The sequence below is a fragment of the Mesorhizobium sp. B2-8-9 genome (genome assembly GCF_006439475.1).
Taxonomy (GTDB): domain Bacteria; phylum Pseudomonadota; class Alphaproteobacteria; order Rhizobiales; family Rhizobiaceae; genus Mesorhizobium.
Genome location: NZ_VFTQ01000007.1, coordinates 196,845 through 214,389 on the forward strand (window position 1 = coordinate 196,845; position 17,545 = coordinate 214,389).

Here is a 17,545-nt window from a genome sequence, read left to right on the forward strand (position 1 = left end):
CTCTTGTCTGACAGGCCGCAGATTGTTGGCGCGAGCGAGAACTCTGGCTAAATCTTTGACCTTACTGCATTTTTCCAAGCACGGAGGCGCGGCTTCCGCTATCCCCGGTCGAAAGTCGATTGCCGTCTAGCACAGGCTTTTTAAGACCGCAATGCATCGTCCGGCATGGTTTTCAGGCACTTTTGTCGCATCAGGCGGCTGGGGCCAACCCCAAGCGCCGGATTCACAGTACAAAGCCGAAGGCAAAGGCCAGCGGCAGCGCCGCCAGCGCCAATTCAACCACGATCGACACCCAGTTGAAAGGGGTGTTGGCGCCGTCCGACATCATCGACAGAAGCCGGCCGAAGGCGGTGAACAGCCAGGAGAAGCCCAGCGCCATGTAAAGCAGCGGCTGCGCCAGAAGAATGCAGCACAGGCTGACGCCGAGATAAAAGCCCGACATGCGGCCGCGTCCCTCGGCGATCGCCGCCGCTTTCTCGGGCCTCGGCTGCAGGCGCAGCGCGCGAAACGCAAGCCCCGGCGCCAGGAACAGGAATAGGCCGAGCGCCAAGGTCACGACGGCGCTCGACCAGGCCAGCCACTCACCCTGGCTGGCGGGCCACGGAAACGCGAAGTCCATAAAATCCCCCTCTTATTTCTTGTTCTGAAACAGCGGCATTCTAGCTAGGGAATGAAGGCGCGCCAGAGGACGGCGGGCACATTAGGTACAGCGCATCAGGCGAGCGCGAAATCGACCGCGGCCGCGGCATGGATGCGCGTCGTGTCGAAGACCGGAACGTCGAAATCGCCCTGGCCGATCAACATGGTGATCTCGGTACATCCCATGATGACGCCGTCCACCCGGTCGGTGCGCCGCATCCGGCCGATCTCGTCGAGATAGGCGGATTTCGATTCGGACCTGACGATGCCCTGGCAGAGCTCGTCATAGATCACCCGATGCACCATGTCGCGGCCGCCCTGGTCGGGCACGATCGGCTGCAGCCCGTATTTCTCCGCGAGCCGTCCCTTGTAGAAATCCTGTTCCATGGTGAAGCGTGTCGCCAGCAGCGCCGGCCGCTTCACTCTGGCATCGAGGACAGCCTGCGCCGTGGCGTCGGCGATATGGATGAGCGGGATCGATATGGCCGCCTGCACCGTGTCGGCGAGCTTGTGCATGGTGTTGGTACAGATCACCAAGCCCTCGGCCCCGCCCGCCTCCAGCTTGCGCGCGGCTTCCACCAGAAGAGCGCCGGCGCCTTCCCAGTCGCCGGCATGCTGGCGTTCGGCGATCTCGGCGAAATCGAACGACCACAACAACAGCTTGGCCGAATGCAGCCCGCCCAGCCGCTCGCGCACGATCTCGTTGAGCAGGCGGTAATAGATCGCGGTCGATTCCCAGCTCATCCCGCCGAGAAGGCCTAGGGTTTTCATAAGCGACCACTCCCGTTGAGGCTGTCTCTCCAAGGTTATAAAAAGCTCTGCGGGTCGATGTCGACCTGCACCCTGACCGAGCCGCGCAGCTTCGGTCCATTCGCCAACATGGCCCGAATAAAGCCTTGCATGTCGGCGCGCCGTTCGCCCTGCACAAGCAGGCGGAAGCGGTGACGGCCGCCGATCAGCGACAACGGCGCCTCTGCCGGCCCGAGCACGAAGAGGTCGGACGCACTGGGTGCCGCGCGCCGCAGGCCCCGTGCATGGCTTTCCGCCTCGCCGCGTGTCGCGGCGCTGACGATGATGCCGGCGAGCCGGCCGAAGGGCGGCAGCGCCGCCCGCTCGCGCTCGGCGATCTCGCGCTCGTAAAACGCTTCCGAATCGCCCGAGACGATCGCGCGCATCACCGGATGATCCGGCTGGTAGGTCTGCAAGAGGCCGAGGCTCTTCTTGCCGGTGCGGCCGGCGCGGCCCGTCACCTGGCTGAGCAACTGGAAGGTGCGCTCGGCGGCGCGCGGATCGCCATTGGCCAATCCCAGATCCGCATCGACCACGCCGACCAGCGTCATGCCGGGAAAATTATGACCCTTGGCGACCAGCTGCGTGCCGATGACGATATCGGCCTCGCCATTGGCGACGGCCTCGAGCTCGAGCCTGAGCCGGCGCACGCCGCCCAGAAGATCGGACGACAGCACGATGGTGCGGGCATCGGGGAAATGCCCGACCACTTCCTCCGCGATGCGCTCGACGCCTGGGCCGCATGCCACCAGATGGTCGAGCGTGCCGCATTCCGGGCAGGCTTCCGGCCGCCGCTCGTTATGGCCGCAATGATGGCAGACGAGCTGGCCGCGAAACCGGTGCTCGACCAGCCAGGCTGAGCAGACCGGGCAGCCGAAGCGGTGGCCGCAGACGCGGCAGAGCGTCAGCGGCGCATAACCGCGCCTGTTGAGGAAAAGCAGCGACTGCTCCTTCCTCTCCAGCGTGCGCTGCATCTGCTCCAAAAGGACAGGCGACAGGAAGCTGCCCCGCGCCGGCGGGGAACGCCGCATGTCGATCGACTTCAGGTCGGGGAGCGCCGCCTCGGCAAAACGGGCCGACAGCACGGCCCGGTCGTAGCGGCCCTGGCTGGCATTGACCCGGCTTTCCACCGAGGGCGTCGCCGAGGCGAGCACGACCGGGAAGCCGCCGATATGGCCGCGCACCACCGCCATGTCGCGCGCATTGTAGAAGACGCGGTCTTCCTGCTTGTAGGCGGGGTCGTGCTCCTCGTCGACGACGATCAGGCCGAGTTCCTTGAACGGCAGGAACAGCGCCGAACGCGCGCCGGCGACGACGCGCACGCCGCCTTCCGCAATCTGGCGCCAGACGCGTTCGCGCATCCGCGGCGGCAGGTCGGAATGCCATTCCGCCGGCTTGGCGCCGAACCGGTCCTGGAAACGTTCCAGGAAGGCGTGCGTCAGCGCGATTTCCGGCAACAGGATCAGCACCTGTCTGCCCTTGTCGAGCGCCGCTGCCACCGCTTCGAAATAGACTTCCGTCTTGCCGGAGCCGGTGACGCCGTCGAGCAGCGTGACATTAAAGCTATCGGCGGCGACCGCGGCGCGCAGCTTGTCCGCCGCCGCTTTCTGGTCAGGCATCAATTCCGGCACGGCATGGGAAGGATCGGGCGCCGCCACCACCGGACGCGGCGGGATCATCACCGTCTCGAACACGCCCTGTGCCCGCAACCCGTCGATGACGGTCGAGGAGACGCCAGCGGCGTGCGCCAGCCCAGAGCGCGTCCAGGCAAGGCCGCCTTCGGCCGTCTCCAACACGCGCCGCCGCGCGTCGGTCAACCGGTCCGGTTCGGCCAGCGTGCGCTGCAGCCCTTCGATCCACGGCTCCGGGTCGAAAGCCTCGGGAGCTCTGAGCAGCATGCGCGCCACCATGCCGGGGGCAGAGAGCGTGTATTGCGCGATCCAGTCGACGAAGCGGCGCATCGCCCTGTCGATCGGCGGGCAGTCGAACACCTCCTCGATCGGCCGCAATTTCTTCGTATCGACGGTTTCGACGGCGCCGTCCCAGACGATGCCCGCGACCTGGCGCGGCCCGAGCGGCACGCGCACGATCGAGCCCGGCACCACGCGCATGCCGGGCGGCACGGCATAGGTATAGGGCCGTTCGGCGGGCATCGGCACCAGCACGGGCGCGGCTGCGACAAAGGGCGAATCTTCGATCATCGGGCGTGACCTTGCCCCGACTTTGCTCTAGATCAAAGGGGACCCTCGCATGTGCCTGGCGGGCGCCAGGCGATCCCCAAGGAGACAGCCATGAAGTTTTTTGTCGACACCGCTGACATCAAGGAAATTAAGGAGCTGCACGATCTGGGGCTGCTGGACGGCGTCACCACCAACCCGTCGCTGATCCTGAAATCGGGCGGCAAGATTTCCGAAGTCACCAAGCAAATCTGCGACATCGTCGAAGGGCCGGTCTCGGCCGAGGTGGTGGCCACCGAATACAAGGACATGATGGCCGAGGCCGAGGTGTTGGCCAAGATCGCGCCGAACGTGGCCATCAAGGTGCCGCTGACGCTAGACGGCCTGAAGGCCTGCAAGACCATCCGCACCGAAATGAACCGCATGGTCAACGTGACGCTCTGCTTCTCGGCCAACCAGGCGTTGCTGGCCGCCAAGGCCGGCGCCTCCTTCATCTCGCCTTTCGTCGGCCGCATCGACGACACCGGCTCGGACGGCATGGAGCTGATCTCGGAAATCCGCACCATCTACGACAATTACGATTTCAAGACCGAGATCCTGACCGCCTCGGTGCGCACGGTGAACCACGTCAAGCAGGCCGCGCTGATCGGCGCCGATATCGTGACCGCGCCGCCGGCCACGCTGAAGGCGCTGGTCAATCACCCGCTGACCGACAAAGGCCTCGCCGCCTTCCTCGCCGACTGGGCCAAGACCGGCCAGAAGATCGGCTGAGACCGGAGCAGTTCCAGGAAAAGTGTGTAACGATTTTCCGTCTGGGGATTGCGCAAGGCAAAAAGCAACTGAGTAGCAAAGAAGGCCGGGCAACCGGGCCTTCTTTCGTGGCAAAGTGCCTATGCCTTGCCAGGTCACCTGCCTCGGCGATTGGCCGAAACCCCCATCGCGATCGTCATCCACAGGCGGAGCAAGGAGCGAAGCGACGCGCGCAGACCCGAGGATCCATTCCGTGACATACGAGCGTCGCAACGGTGCAGAATTCTGCTCCGCCGCACCTTCAGGCCGAGGTAACGGAATGCATCCTAGGGTCTACGCGACGCAGCTTCGCGGCTGCTCCGCCCTAGGATGACGAAGTTCGGAAGGCTTCAGCCAATCTCCGGCGAGGAACTAGGCCTTTTTGCCGTGCCTGGCCAAATCCTGGGCGATGGAAAGCCGCAGCAGGTCGGCCAACTCGCGCGCAGCGCGGTTCTCCGCATCGATCTGCGCGCGATAAGCCGCGAATTCCTGGCGCGGCCGGTCGAAGGACGAGGGGATCGAGCGCTTGCCGACGGCAATCACCGTGTTGGTCGCGGTGTCCCTGAGCACGTAGTTGGCGGTCAGCGTGACCGTGCCCGCCGTCGGCTCGTCTTCCTGGGTCTGCACCTGCACGATGGCCGCCGATTCGACCAGCTCGGTGACACCGAGATCGAGCGTGTAGGCCGGCGAGGCCGGCTCGCCCGAGCCCTGCCCGAAGGCGAAGATCAGATTGTTGCGCACCTGCTGCGCGTAGCGCGTGTTGACCGGCTTGATCGAGATCGAGCCGAGCTCGGCGGATGCGCTGAGCTGCGATCCGGGCGACAGCGGCTGGCTGGAATAGAGCGGCCGCACGGTGCAGGCCGAAACCAGCGCCAGCGCGGCGACCATGCCGCAGACCGCCAGGCGGCCGCGCAGGCGGACCGGTTGTGACTTCACCGGATCAGGCAACGACATTGACGATCCTCTGCGGGACGATGATCACCTTGCGCGGAGCCTTACCTTCCAGTGCTTTTTGCACGAAGTCGAGAGCCAGCACCGCTTTTTCGACGGCACCTTGATCCGCGTCGCGGGCAATTGTCAAATCCCCGCGCTTCTTGCCGTTGACCTGCACCGGCAGCACGATCTCGTTGTCGACCACCAGCGCCGGGTCGTAGACCGGCCAGGGCCGCTCGGCGACCATCTCCGTGCCGCCCAGCGCCTGCCAGCATTCCTCCGCCAGATGCGGCATGACCGGGGCGATGATGTGCACCAGGATCTGCACCGCCTCGCGGCAGGCGCCCTTCAGCGCGGGGTCGGCCTTGCCCTCGGCAACGTCGTTGAGCGGTGCAGCCAGCACATTGGCGAGCTCATAGATGCGGGCGATGGCGCGGTTGAAGCCGAGCTTCTCGATGTCCTCGCCAACCGCCTTCAGGATCTTGTGCGCGGCCTTGGAAACCACGCCCGCCTCGCCATCTTTCGCCGCCGCGGGCTTGATGCCGGGCAGAGATTCGGCCGCTATCTGCACCAGGCGCCAGATGCGCTGCACGAAGCGGTGCGCGCCGGCCGCACCCTCGTCGGTCCATTCGACGTCGCGCTCCGGCGGCGAGTCCGACAGCATGAACCAGCGTGCCGTGTCGGCGCCGTAACCGTCGGTGATCTCTTCCGGGCTCACCGTGTTCTTCTTCGACTTCGACATTTTCTCCAGCGCGCCGATCGTCGCCTCCTCGCCGGTGGCGATCTCGACGGCGCGGCGCTTGCCGTCGACGTCCTCGAGCCTGACCTCGCTCGGCGACAGCCAGCGCCCATTGTTGGACGGGCCGCCGACGCGGTAGGTCTCGTGCACCACCATGCCCTGCGTGAAAAGGCCCTTGAACGGCTCCGCCAGGTTCAGGTGACCGGTCTCGCGCATGGCGCGGGTGAAGAAGCGCGAATAGAGCAGATGCAGGATCGCGTGCTCGATGCCGCCGATATACTGGTCTACCGCCAGCCATTCGTCGGCCGCTTTCGGCTCGGTCGGCTCGTTTGCCCACGGCGCGGTGAAGCGCGCGAAATACCAGGACGAATCGACGAAGGTGTCCATCGTGTCGGTCTCGCGCCGCGCATCGCGGCCGCATTGCGGGCACTTCACATGCCGCCATGTCGGATGACGGTCGAGCGGGTTGCCTGGACGGTCGAACTCGATGTCGTCGGGCAGCTTCACCGGCAGGTCGGCCTTCGGCACCGGCACGACGCCGCAGGCTTCGCAATGGATCATCGGGATCGGGCAGCCCCAGTAGCGCTGGCGCGAAATGCCCCAGTCGCGCAGGCGGAAATTCACCTTGCGCTCCGCCATCGGCCGGCCGCCGATGCTTTTCTGCTCCAGGAGCTTCGCCACTTCATCGAACGCCCTCTCGGGCTTCATGCCGTCTAGGAAGCGCGAATTGATCATCACGCCGTCGCCGTCATAGGCCTCCTCGATGATCTGGAAGCTCCCCTGCTTTTCGCCTTCCGGCATCACCACCGGAATCACCGGCAGGCCGTATTTGTTGGCGAAGTCGAGGTCGCGCTGGTCTCCCGACGGGCAGCCGAAAATGGCGCCGGTGCCGTATTCCATCAGCACGAAATTGGCGACATAGACCGGCAGCGTCCAATTCTCGTCGAACGGGTGGACGACGCGGATGCCGGTGTCGAAGCCCTTCTTTTCGGCCGTCTCGAGCGCCGCCACCGAGGTGCCCATGTGGCGTACCTCGTCGATGAACTTCGCCAGCTCGACATTGCTCTCGGCGGCTTTTCTCGCCAGCGGATGGTCGGCGGCGACCGCCATGAAGGAGGCGCCGAAGATGGTGTCCGGCCTTGTCGTGTAGACTTCCAGCTCATGTGTCTCGCCGACAGGCTTTGCCAGCGGCCAGCGGATCAGCAGCCCTTCCGAGCGGCCGATCCAGTTGTGCTGCATCAGCTTGACCTTTTCCGGCCACTCTTCGAGTCCGTTGAGCGAGTCCAGCAGATCTTGTGCGAAGTCGGTGATCTTGAAGAACCACTGCGTCAGCTCGCGCTGCTCGACCAGCGCGCCCGAGCGCCAGCCGCGGCCGTCGATGACCTGCTCGTTGGCAAGCACCGTCATGTCCTCCGGGTCCCAGTTGACCTTGGAGGATTTGCGCGTCACCAAGCCCTTCTCGACGAAGTCGAGGAACAGCATCTGCTGGCGGTGGTAATAGTCGACGTCGCAGGTCGCGAACTCGCGCGCCCAGTCGAGCGACAGGCCCATCATCTTGAGCTGCTCACGCATGACCGCGATGTTTTCGTAGGTCCAGTCCTTGGGATGGACCTTGTTCTGCATGGCGGCGTTTTCGGCCGGCATGCCGAACGCGTCCCAGCCCATCGGATGCAGCACGTTGAAACCCTTGGCGCGTTTGTAGCGCGCCACCACGTCGCCCATCGTGTAGTTGCGGGTGTGGCCGATATGGATCTTGCCCGATGGATAGGGGAACATCTCAAGCACGTAGTATTTCGGCTTCGGATCGTCGTTCCTGGCCTCGAACAGCTTCTTTTCGGCCCAGGCCTTCTGCCATTTGGGCTCTGACGTGCGCGGATTGTATCGTTCGGTTGCCATCGGATGTTTTTCACTTAAAAGCAGGTGCGCGGTGCTGGATTAAGGCGTGTCGATATTCAGGTCAGGCCGAGCCGAAAATGGCGGGTTCCGAGAACCGGAGCGAAGCGTACTTAAGTACGTGAGCACCGGAAGCGCAGGAAACCGGCATTTGCAGGCCGGCATCACCTGAATATCGACACGCCTAGGCCGGCAGCCGAGACAATGTCGTCGCGGTGTTCACCATGGATTGCCGGACCCGTCAACTGCGGCGAGCCGGCCGGCCATGAAAACTATGGGCAGGATAGTGGCATGACGAACGCCGTAGAGCAGCTTCACGCGGTCAGGGCGAAGATCGCGAACGCCGAGCGCGAGGCGAAGCGAGCGCCCGGCGCCGTCACGCTTGTGGCGGTGTCGAAGACCTTCGCGGCCGAGGACATCCGCCCCGTCATCGAGGCAGGCCAGCGCGTCTTCGGCGAGAACCGCGTGCAGGAAGCGCAAGGCAAATGGCCGGCGCTGAAGGCGGCATTTGCCGATATCGAGCTGCACCTGATTGGCCCGCTGCAATCCAACAAGGCCAAGGAAGCGGTGGCGCTTTTCGATATCATCGAAACGGTGGACCGTGAGAAGATCGCCGCTGAGCTCGCCAAGGAGATCGTAAGGCAAGGCCGAACGCCCAAGCTGTATGTCCAGGTCAACACCGGCTCCGAGCCGCAAAAGGCCGGCATCGAGCCGCGCGAGGCGGTCGCCTTCGTCAAACGCTGCCGCGAGATGCATGGTCTCGCCATCGAAGGCCTGATGTGCATCCCGCCGGCCGATGAGAACCCCGGCCCGCATTTCGCGCTGCTGGAAAAGCTCGCCCGCGAAGCCGGCGTCGCGAAACTTTCGATGGGCATGTCCGGCGACTACGAAACCGCGATCGCTTTCGGCGCGACCAGCGTCAGGGTCGGGTCGGCAATCTTCGGCAACCGGTGACGCCGCCACCCGCTATCTTTCCCTGGGGTTGATTGATGATCCGCTGCCACCGCGCTATATCTAGCCAAGCTAGCTAGGAGCGGCGGATGAACTGGCATCTTCAGGACGCGAAGAACAATTTTTCAAAAGTGGTCCAGCGCGCGCGAACCGAGGGGCCGCAGACCGTGACGCTTCGCGGCGAACGGGCTGCGGTCGTGCTGTCCGCCGAGGATTACGACCGCTTGGCCGGGAAGAAGAAATCGCTCGCTGAATATCTTCTGACCGGCCCCGGCTGGGACGATGAGTTTCATAAGGAAATCACCCGCCGCTCGGATACGATGATCCGGGACGTCGACCTCTGATGTATCTGCTCGATACGAACGTTGTTTCAGACGTGCAAAGGCGGCTGCCGAAACCAACCGCCTGGCTGGCTTCGGTTGATCCGACCTCGATCAGTCTCAGTGTGATCACCATTGGTGAGATCGAACGTGGGATCGTCAAGCAGCGCAAGACCGACCCCGACAGGGCAGCGCGGCTTGACGTCTGGCTGCGGGAACTGCGCCGAGACAATGCGGACCGCATCCTGGCGATCACGGAAGAGGTCGCCCTCGCGTGGGGCCGTATCACGGCCAGACGTACGCGAGGAAACGCCGACACCCTCATTGCGGCAACCGCCCTCGTGCACGACCTGATCCTGGTCACTCGAAACGTGGCCGACTTCGAAGGCATGGGCGTGACGGTCGTCAATCCCTGGGAAGTCTGACGTTTCAAGATCCGCTGATTGGCAACTTCACATCAAGTTGACCACCGCGTTTGCGCCAGAACTTGAAACGAAACGGGCCGTTCCTATTTACCCGGTGCACATTCACTCCTTTCTCGGGGAATCTCACCATGCGTTATAATCAGCTCGGCAACACCGGCCTGTTCGTTTCCGAACTCTGCCTCGGCACCATGACCTTCGGCGCCGCCGGCGAGAATGCCCAATGGGGCCTGATCGCCAGTCTCGACCAGAAGGGCGTCAACGAGATCGTCGGCCGCTCGATCGCCGCCGGCGTCAATTTCTTCGACACGGCGGATGTCTATTCCTTCGGCCAGTCCGAGCAGCTGCTGGGACAGTCGCTCAAGGATCTCGGCGTGAAACGTTCGGACGTTATCATCGCCACCAAGGTGCATGGCGCCATGGGCAACGGGCCGAACGAGCGCGGCTCCTCGCGCGGTCACATCATGGATTCGGTCGACCGCAGCCTGGAGCGACTGCAGCTCGATCACATCGACCTCTACCAATTGCACGGCACCGACACGGTCACGCCGATCGACGAGACGCTGCGCGCGCTCGACGATCTCGTCGCCAGCGGCAAGGTCCGTTACGTCGGCGTCTCCAACTGGCAGGCCTGGCGCATCGCCAAGGCGCTGGGCATCGCGGAGCGCAAAGGTTTTGCCCGTTTCGAGACAATCCAATCCTACTACTCGATCGCCGGCCGCGATCTCGAGCGCGAGATCGTGCCGCTGATCAACGAGGAAAAGCTTGGCCTGATGGTCTGGTCGCCTATGGCCGGCGGGCTGCTTTCCGGCAAATACGGTCCCGGCGCACCCGGCAATGGCGAAGGCCGTCGTGCTTCGTTCAATTTCCCGCCGGTCAATGAGGACCGCGCCTGGGCGGCGGTTGCGGTCATGCGCGAGGTCGCCAGAAAGCACGATGTCAGCGTCGCCACGGTGGCGTTGGGCTATGTGCTGGCCAAGCCTTTTGTGATGAGCGTCCTCATCGGCGCCAGCCGCATGGACCAGCTCGAGCAGAACCTCGCCGCAACCGGCTTGAAGCTCGACGCCGACGACCTCGCCAGGCTCGACGAGGTAAGCGCGCTGCCTGCCGAGTATCCCGGCTGGATGCTGGAGCGGCAAGGCGCCGGCCGGCGTCCCGCGCCGTTCGTGCCGAAGGCGTAATTCCGCTCAAGCAGGCAGGTCGGAGCCGCGTGCCATTGGCGCGCGGCTCTTTCCTCATTCAGAGAGGAACGCTTTCCGCGAGAAAATCGAGGAACGCTCGGACGCGGGCCGGCAGATGCTTGCCCTGGCCGACATAGACGGCATGCGTCGGCTCCTCGTCGCCTGGATTGAACTTCTCAAGCAACGGCACGAGCAGCCCGGCGGCGATGTCGGGTTCGACATGCCAACGCGCCAGCCGCGCTATGCCGGCTCCTGCCAGCGTCGTTCGCCGCTCGCTTCGCCGTCGGTCAGCGACATGTTTCCGACAATCGGCATGATGATCGATTTGCCTGTCGCATCGACAAACGGCCAGCCCTCTATGTGCCTGGCGAAGCCGAAGGCCAGCATGTTGTGGCGAGCGAGGTCGGATAATGCGCGTGGCCTGCCGCGCGCTGCAAGATACGCAGGCGACGCGACCAGGACCATCCGGCTCTGGCCGAGCTTGCGCGCAACCAGGCGTGACTCGCGCAGCGGCCCGGCGCGGATGGCGACGTCGGCGCGCTCTTCCAGAAGGTCGATGACACTGTCGGTCAGCACGGCTTCAACGAAAATCTCGGGAAATTTTTCCAGGAAGCGCGGCAAGAGCGGCATCAGCCGGTGCTGGCCGAACGGCACATAGGAGTTGACCCTCAGCCTGCCGCGCGGCGCCGCGCCCGCCGCCGCTTCGCGCTCGGCCGCGTCGAGATCGGCGAGGATGCGCAGGCCGCTGTCATGGAAGGCAGCCCCTTCCGGCGTCAACTGCAGCTTGCGCGTCGAACGGCTGATCAGCCGCGCGCCAAGCCGCGCCTCCAGCCGCGCGATCAGCTTGCTCACGGCCGACGGCGTCATGCGCAGCGCCCGCGCCGCGGCCGAGAAGCTGCCCGCCTCGACGACGCGGACGAACACTTCGACCTCGCCGGAGCGGTTGATGTCCGGTCTCGCCATTCGTGAATCTATTTCACAGAAAATATGCCCGATGCAAGGCTGGTTCACAGTTTGGCGGATCACGATCTTGCGTGTCGGGGCGCGGGGTTGAGCGTTCCCTTCCCGATCAACCGGACCGCAGCCATGCCTCTTGCTTTATATGCCCTCACCGCCGGCGCCTTCGGCATCGGCGTCACCGAATTCGTCATCATGGGCCTGCTGCTCGATGTCAGCGCCGATCTCGGCGTCTCGATCTCGGCCGCGGGCCTGCTCATCTCCGGCTATGCGCTGGGCGTCGTCGTCGGCGCGCCGCTGCTTGGCGCCTTGACCGGACGCCTGCCGCGCAAGACCCTGCTGCTTGCCCTGATGGTGGTCTTCACCGTCGGCAACCTCGCTTGCGCGCTGGCGCCCGACTACTGGACGCTGATGGCGGCCCGTGTGCTCACCGCCTTCGCCCATGCCTCCTTCTTCGGTGTCGGCTCCGTCGTGGCCACCAGCCTTGTCGCGCCCAACCGGAAGGCCTCGGCCATCGCGCTGATGTTCACCGGCCTTACCGTCGCCAACATCCTCGGCGTGCCCTTCGGCACCTGGCTCGGCCAGGCCTATGGCTGGCGTTCTAGCTTCCTGGCCGTCACGCTTGTCGGCGTCATCGCCTTTGCCGTGATCGCGCTGCTGGTGCCGCGCGACGAGCCTACCGCCACGGAGGAAGAGGAGACCTCCGAAGGCATGCTCGCCGTGCTCGGCCGCCGGCCGGTGCTGCTCGGCTTGTTGACCACGGTGCTGAGTTGGGTCGGCGTCTTTGCGGCCTTCACCTATCTGGCGCCCATCCTCACCCGCGTCACCGGCTTTTCCGAGGCAGCCGTGTCGCCGATCCTGCTGGTTTTCGGCGGTGGCCTGGTGGCGGGCAATCTGCTTGGCGGGCGCCTTGCCGACCGCCATCTGGTGCCGACGGTTATCGGCACGCTGGTCGCACTTTCGGCGATGCTGTTCGTCACGGCCGCGGCGATCCACCAGCCGGTAGCAGCGATTGTCGCCGTCGGTCTGCTCGGTGCCGCCGCCTTCGCCACCGTTGCGCCGCTGCAGATGTGGGTGCTGGAGAAGGCCAAGGGCGCCGGCCAGGGCCTGGCCTCCTCCTTCAACATCGCCGCCTTCAATCTCGGCAACGCCATCGGCGCCTGGCTTGGCGGCTTCGTCATCGACCACGGCCCCGGCCTCGGCGCCGTCCCCCTTGTCGCCGGCTTGGCGCCGCTCGCCGCGCTCGGCGTCGTGTTCATGACGCTGCGTCTCGAACGCGGCCGGGCGATCGGCAAGCCGGTCACCGCGCAGTGCTGAGCGCTGACTCCCTTCGACATCCAATCAGGAGAAAAAACATGGATTATCGACCTCTCGGGGCCTCCGGCCTGAAAGTGCCCGCCCTTTCCTTCGGCACCGGAACTTTTGGTGGCTCCGGCCCGCTGTTCGGCCATTGGGGCAACAGCGACGCGAAGGAAGCGCGCCGCCTGGTCGACATCTGCCTGGAGGCGGGCGTCAACCTCTTCGACACGGCCGATGTCTATTCGAACGGCGCTTCGGAGGAGGTGCTGGGCGAGGCGATCAAGGGCCGCCGCGACGCGGTGCTGATCTCGACCAAGACCGCGCTGCCGATGGGCGATGGCCCGGCCGACTGGGGCTCGTCCCGCTCGCGCCTGATCCGCTCTGTCGATGCGGCGCTGAAGCGCCTCGGCACCGATTATATCGACCTGCTTCAGCTCCACGCCTTCGACGCCTCGACGCCGATCGAGGAGGTGCTGTCGACGCTGGATCGCCTCGTGCGCTCCGGCAAGCTGCGCTATGTCGGCGTCTCCAATTTCTCCGGCTGGCAGGTGATGAAATCGCTCGGCCTGGCGGAAAAGCACGGCTATCCGCGCTATGTCGCGCATCAGGTTTATTATTCGCTGGTCGGGCGCGACTATGAATGGGAGCTGATGCCGCTCGGCCTCGACCAGGGCGTCGGCGCCTTGGTATGGAGCCCGCTCGGCTGGGGCCGGCTCACCGGCAAGATCCGCCGCGGAAAACCCTTGCCGGAGAAGAGCCGGCTGCACGGCACCGCCGATTTCGGCCCGCCGGTCGAGGACGAGCAGCTTTTCAAGGTGATCGATGCGCTGGAAGCGGTCGCCGCCGAGGCCGGCAAGACCGTGCCGCAGGTCGCCATCAACTGGCTCCTGCAGCGGCCGACCGTGTCATCGGTGATCATCGGCGCGCGCAACGAGGAGCAGCTGCGCCAGAATCTCGGCGCCGTCGGTTGGGCGTTGACGCCGACGCAGATCAGGGCGCTCGATGAAGCAAGCGCGGTGACGGCGCCTTATCCGTACTTCCCCTATCGCCGCCAGGAAGGCTTCGCCCGGCTGAACCCGCCGGCGGTGTGAAGCCAGCGCTGAAACTGCCAATCTCCCCCCTTGCGGGGGAGATCAGCTGTACCACCGCCTCAGTGCACCCGAAACTCCCCATCCACCTTCCGCCACTCGTTCGGCGCGATCAGCTTCTGATGCGTGTAGGTGACCGAATGCAGCGGACCGTCGAGCTTGGTCTTCCAGAACTCGATGAAGCGGATCAGCACCGGGAATTCCGGAGCTAGGTCATAGTCCTGCCAGACATAGCTTTGCAGCAGGTGCGGGTGATCGGGGTAATGATAAAGGATCTTAGCCGTAGTCAGCCCGTATCCCCTGAGCATCAGATCCATTTCGGAATTGTCGCGCATTGCGTTTCCTTGGTTGATTCTCCTTCCTCCCAACGCTGAATTGTGCCCACGGTTGCTTAACTGTCTATGGATTTCTTCGAGACTCTGCAAAATTTTTGTCGTTAAAACAGGCGGTTAGCAGCCGCGAAGCGAGAGTGCTAATGGCTGGTCGAACTGCCCCTGCGTCATCCCGCCACGCGAATCCAACGTCTAATGTTGCCGTCACCGCGGAACTGTTAATAATGCCCGCGAATTCGCGGCCGCTTCGCTGCGATGCCGCCGGCGGCGCAAGCCGGTGGATGGTTTGGGAGGAAAGCAAAGAAATGTCCGATGTGCATGTCCACCGCGTCCAGCCGGCGTGGAAGAAGAACGCGTTGATCGACAACGACACCTATCTCAAATGGTATGCCGACAGCGTGAAAAATCCGGATAAGTTCTGGGGCAAGCACGGCAAGCGCATCGATTGGTTCAAGCCCTTCACCAAGGTCAAGAACACCTCCTTCGACGGCAAGGTCTCGATCAAGTGGTTCGAGGACGGCCAGACCAACGTTTCCTACAATTGCATCGACCGGCATTTGAAGAAGCGCGGCGACCAGACCGCCATCATCTGGGAAGGCGACAACCCCTATGACGACCGCAAGGTCACCTATAACGTGCTCTACGCGCATGTCTGCCGCTTCGCCAACGTGCTGAAGAAGCATGGCGTCAAGAAGGGCGACCGCGTCACCATCTACATGCCGATGATTCCGGAAGCGGCCTATGCCATGCTCGCCTGCACGCGTATCGGCGCGATCCATTCGGTCGTGTTCGGCGGCTTCTCGCCCGATGCGCTGGCCGGCCGTATCGACGACTGTAAATCGACCATCGTGATCACCGCTGACGAGGGCCTGCGCGGCGGCAAGCCGATCCCGCTCAAGGACAACACCGACAAGGCGATCGACATCGCCGCCAAGGCCGGCACCAAGGTCGAGAAGGTCGTGGTGGTGCGCCGCACCGGCGGCAAGACCGGCTGGGTACCGGGACGCGACGTCTGGTACCACGAGGAGGCGCAGACCGTTAAGGCCGACTGCAAGCCGGAAAAGATGAAGGCGGAAGACCCGCTTTTCATCCTCTACACCTCCGGCTCGACCGGCAAGCCGAAGGGCGTGCTGCACACCACCGCCGGCTATCTCGTCTATGTCTCGATGACGCACCAATATGTCTTCGATTACCATGATGGCGACATCTACTGGTGCACGGCCGATGTCGGCTGGGTCACCGGCCACAGCTACATCGTCTACGGGCCTTTGGCCAATGGCGCCACGACGCTGATGTTCGAGGGCGTGCCGAACTATCCCTCGCAGTCGCGCTTCTGGGAAGTGATCGACAAGCACCAGGTCAACATCTTCTACACCGCGCCGACGGCGCTGCGCGCGCTGATGGGCGCCGGCGACAGCCATGTGAAGAAGACCTCGCGCAAGTCGCTGCGCGTGCTGGGTTCGGTCGGCGAGCCGATCAATCCGGAAGCCTGGGAGTGGTATTACAACGTCGTCGGCAACGCCAAGGTGCCGATCGTCGACACCTGGTGGCAGACCGAGACCGGCGGCATCATGATCACGCCGCTGCCCGGCGCCACCGACCTCAAGGCGGGTTCCGCCACGCGGCCCTTCTTCGGCGTCCAGCCGCAGCTGGTCGACGGCGAAGGCAAGGTGCTGGACGGCGCCACCGACGGCAATCTCTGCATCGCCGATTCCTGGCCGGGCCAGATGCGCACAGTGTATGGCGACCACGACCGCTTCGTGCAGACCTATTTCTCGACCTACAAGGGCAAATATTTCACCGGCGACGGCTGCCGGCGCGACGCCGACGGCTACTACTGGATCACCGGCCGCGTCGACGATGTCATCAACGTTTCCGGCCACCGCATGGGCACGGCCGAGGTGGAATCGGCCCTGGTCAGCCATGACAAGGTGTCGGAAGCCGCCGTCGTCGGCTACCCGCACGACATCAAGGGCCAGGGCATCTATTGCTATGTCACGCTGATGGCCGGCACCCAATCGAGCGAGGAATTGCGCAAGGAGCTGGTCGCGCATGTCCGCAAGGAGATCGGCGCCATCGCCACGCCCGACAAGATCCAGTTCGCGCCGGGCCTGCCGAAGACCCGTTCGGGCAAGATCATGCGGCGCATCCTGCGCAAGATCGCCGAGGACGATTTCGGCGCGCTCGGCGACACCTCGACGCTGGCCGATCCGGCCGTGGTCGACGATCTCGTCGCCAACCGGCAGAACAAGAAGGGCTGATGACCGGCAAGGCAATCCTCGGCACGGTCAGCCAGCTCTGGCGCTATCCGGCGAGCTCGCTCGCCGGCGAGCGGCGTGACGGCATCTCCGTCGGGCTGAAGACCGTCGACGGCGACCGGCTGTTCGGACTGGTTGATGCTTCCGACGGCGAGATCGCCAGGCCCGACCGCGAGGCCAAGTGGCACAAGGTGCCGCTGATTCGCACCCGGCTGAGCGAGGCCCCGATGAACAAGGAATGGCGGCTCGAAGTGGCGGTGCCCGGCGGCGAATGGCTGCCGGCGCCGGATCCTGAAAGCGACCGCACGGTATCGGCCTTTCTCGGCTTCGAGGCCTCGATCCGGCCGTTCGGCGCGGAGAACGCGGCGCCCGGCTACACCGGCCCGTTGACCGAGGCCCGCTATGCCAAGGCGCCGATCCATCTGCTCACCACCGCCTCGCTGGCCAGACTGAAGGCGCTGCATCCCGAAGGCGTGCCCGATCCGCGCCGCTTCCGGCCCAACATCGTCATCGACATGGCGCCGGTCCAAGGCGCTTTTCCCGAAACGGAATGGATCGGCAAGAAACTCGCGGTCGGCGATCTGCTGCTCACCGTCTCCGAACCCTGCCGCCGCTGCGGCTTCACCATCATCGCCCAGGACGGCTTCGACACCGACCCCGGCATCCTGCGCAATTTGGTACGCCACAACGCTCACAATCTCGGTGTCTACTGCACGGTCGACCGGCCCGCGCGGATCGAGATCGGCGCGCCGATGCGCTTGATGGACTGAAGCGGGTC

At 64.6% G+C, this 17,545-nt stretch carries 15 protein-coding genes and 1 pseudogene; 9 read left to right on the plus strand and 7 right to left on the minus strand.

Annotated features, from left to right (window positions below; translation table 11 throughout):
- Positions 1–223: 223 nt before the first annotated feature.
- The 3 genes from FJ423_RS11725 to FJ423_RS11735 all read right to left on the minus strand — a co-directional run bounded on the left by FJ423_RS11725 (position 224) and on the right by FJ423_RS11735 (position 3,629).
- The gene (locus tag FJ423_RS11725; protein WP_095769732.1) at positions 224–619 is read right to left on the minus strand and encodes a DUF4345 family protein; all 396 of its coding nucleotides are present in this window, start codon (positions 617–619) and stop codon (positions 224–226) included.
- A 95-nt stretch (positions 620–714) separates the two neighbouring features.
- The gene (locus tag FJ423_RS11730) at positions 715–1,410 is read right to left on the minus strand and encodes an aspartate/glutamate racemase family protein (protein WP_140841839.1); all 696 of its coding nucleotides are present in this window, start codon (positions 1,408–1,410) and stop codon (positions 715–717) included.
- Between the two features lie 35 nt (positions 1,411–1,445).
- Positions 1,446–3,629 carry a primosomal protein N' gene (locus tag FJ423_RS11735; RefSeq protein WP_140841841.1) on the minus strand — a complete coding sequence of 728 codons (2,184 nt, stop codon included), beginning with the start codon at positions 3,627–3,629 and terminating at the stop codon, positions 1,446–1,448.
- Between the two features lie 90 nt (positions 3,630–3,719).
- On the opposite strand from FJ423_RS11735, the gene fsa reads away from it, so the two are divergent.
- Positions 3,720–4,376, plus strand: coding sequence for a fructose-6-phosphate aldolase (gene fsa / locus FJ423_RS11740; RefSeq protein ID WP_095769735.1), 657 nt, complete (start codon positions 3,720–3,722; stop codon positions 4,374–4,376).
- A gap of 390 nt (positions 4,377–4,766) precedes the next feature.
- Here the strand turns inward: fsa and lptE are convergent, their stop codons facing one another.
- Positions 4,767–5,348: an LPS assembly lipoprotein LptE gene (lptE, locus tag FJ423_RS11745; protein ID WP_140841843.1), complete on the minus strand. Its 582-nt coding sequence runs from the start codon at positions 5,346–5,348 to the stop codon at positions 4,767–4,769.
- Positions 5,335–7,962, minus strand: coding sequence for a leucine--tRNA ligase (gene leuS, locus FJ423_RS11750; RefSeq protein ID WP_140841845.1), 2,628 nt, complete (start codon positions 7,960–7,962; stop codon positions 5,335–5,337). Before leuS ends, lptE begins: the two co-directional genes overlap by 14 nt.
- 288 nt (positions 7,963–8,250) lie before the next feature.
- Between leuS and FJ423_RS11755 the strand changes: the two genes are divergently transcribed.
- The 4 genes from FJ423_RS11755 (at position 8,251) to FJ423_RS11770 (ending at position 10,833) form a co-directional block, all read left to right on the plus strand.
- On the plus strand, positions 8,251–8,913 hold the full coding sequence (locus tag FJ423_RS11755; RefSeq protein WP_140841847.1) for a YggS family pyridoxal phosphate-dependent enzyme: 663 nt from the start codon (positions 8,251–8,253) through the stop codon (positions 8,911–8,913).
- Positions 8,914–8,999: 86 nt separating this feature from the next.
- A complete protein-coding gene (locus FJ423_RS11760; protein WP_095769739.1) occupies positions 9,000–9,254 on the plus strand; it encodes a type II toxin-antitoxin system Phd/YefM family antitoxin in 255 nt (84 codons plus the stop codon).
- Positions 9,254–9,655, plus strand: coding sequence for a type II toxin-antitoxin system VapC family toxin (locus FJ423_RS11765; protein WP_140841849.1), 402 nt, complete (start codon positions 9,254–9,256; stop codon positions 9,653–9,655). Before FJ423_RS11760 ends, FJ423_RS11765 begins: the two co-directional genes overlap by 1 nt.
- 128 nt (positions 9,656–9,783) lie before the next feature.
- Positions 9,784–10,833 (plus strand): aldo/keto reductase, encoded by a 1,050-nt coding sequence (locus FJ423_RS11770; RefSeq protein ID WP_140841851.1) that lies wholly within the window; start codon positions 9,784–9,786, stop codon positions 10,831–10,833.
- A gap of 58 nt (positions 10,834–10,891) precedes the next feature.
- On the opposite strand, the pseudogene FJ423_RS11775 reads toward FJ423_RS11770, so the two are convergent.
- Positions 10,892–11,796: pseudogene (locus FJ423_RS11775) on the minus strand (LysR family transcriptional regulator).
- Positions 11,797–11,919: 123 nt separating this feature from the next.
- Between FJ423_RS11775 and FJ423_RS11780 the strand changes: the two are divergent.
- Both FJ423_RS11780 and FJ423_RS11785 read left to right on the plus strand, forming a co-directional pair.
- Positions 11,920–13,107 carry an MFS transporter gene (locus FJ423_RS11780; protein ID WP_140841853.1) on the plus strand — a complete coding sequence of 396 codons (1,188 nt, stop codon included), beginning with the start codon at positions 11,920–11,922 and terminating at the stop codon, positions 13,105–13,107.
- Between the two features lie 38 nt (positions 13,108–13,145).
- Positions 13,146–14,180, plus strand: coding sequence for an aldo/keto reductase (locus tag FJ423_RS11785; protein WP_140841855.1), 1,035 nt, complete (start codon positions 13,146–13,148; stop codon positions 14,178–14,180).
- Between the two features lie 59 nt (positions 14,181–14,239).
- Here FJ423_RS11785 and FJ423_RS11790 read toward each other — a convergent pair whose 3' ends face one another.
- A complete protein-coding gene (locus tag FJ423_RS11790; protein WP_095769745.1) occupies positions 14,240–14,512 on the minus strand; it encodes an usg protein in 273 nt (90 codons plus the stop codon).
- A gap of 302 nt (positions 14,513–14,814) precedes the next feature.
- Here FJ423_RS11790 and acs point away from each other — a divergent pair, with 302 nt between their 5' ends.
- Positions 14,815–16,770 (plus strand): acetate--CoA ligase, encoded by a 1,956-nt coding sequence (gene acs, locus FJ423_RS11795; RefSeq protein WP_140841857.1) that lies wholly within the window; start codon positions 14,815–14,817, stop codon positions 16,768–16,770.
- Positions 16,770–17,537: an MOSC domain-containing protein gene (locus FJ423_RS11800; protein ID WP_140841859.1), complete on the plus strand. Its 768-nt coding sequence runs from the start codon at positions 16,770–16,772 to the stop codon at positions 17,535–17,537. The genes acs and FJ423_RS11800 overlap by 1 nt, the downstream gene beginning before the upstream one ends.
- The last annotated feature ends 8 nt before the right edge of the window (positions 17,538–17,545 follow it).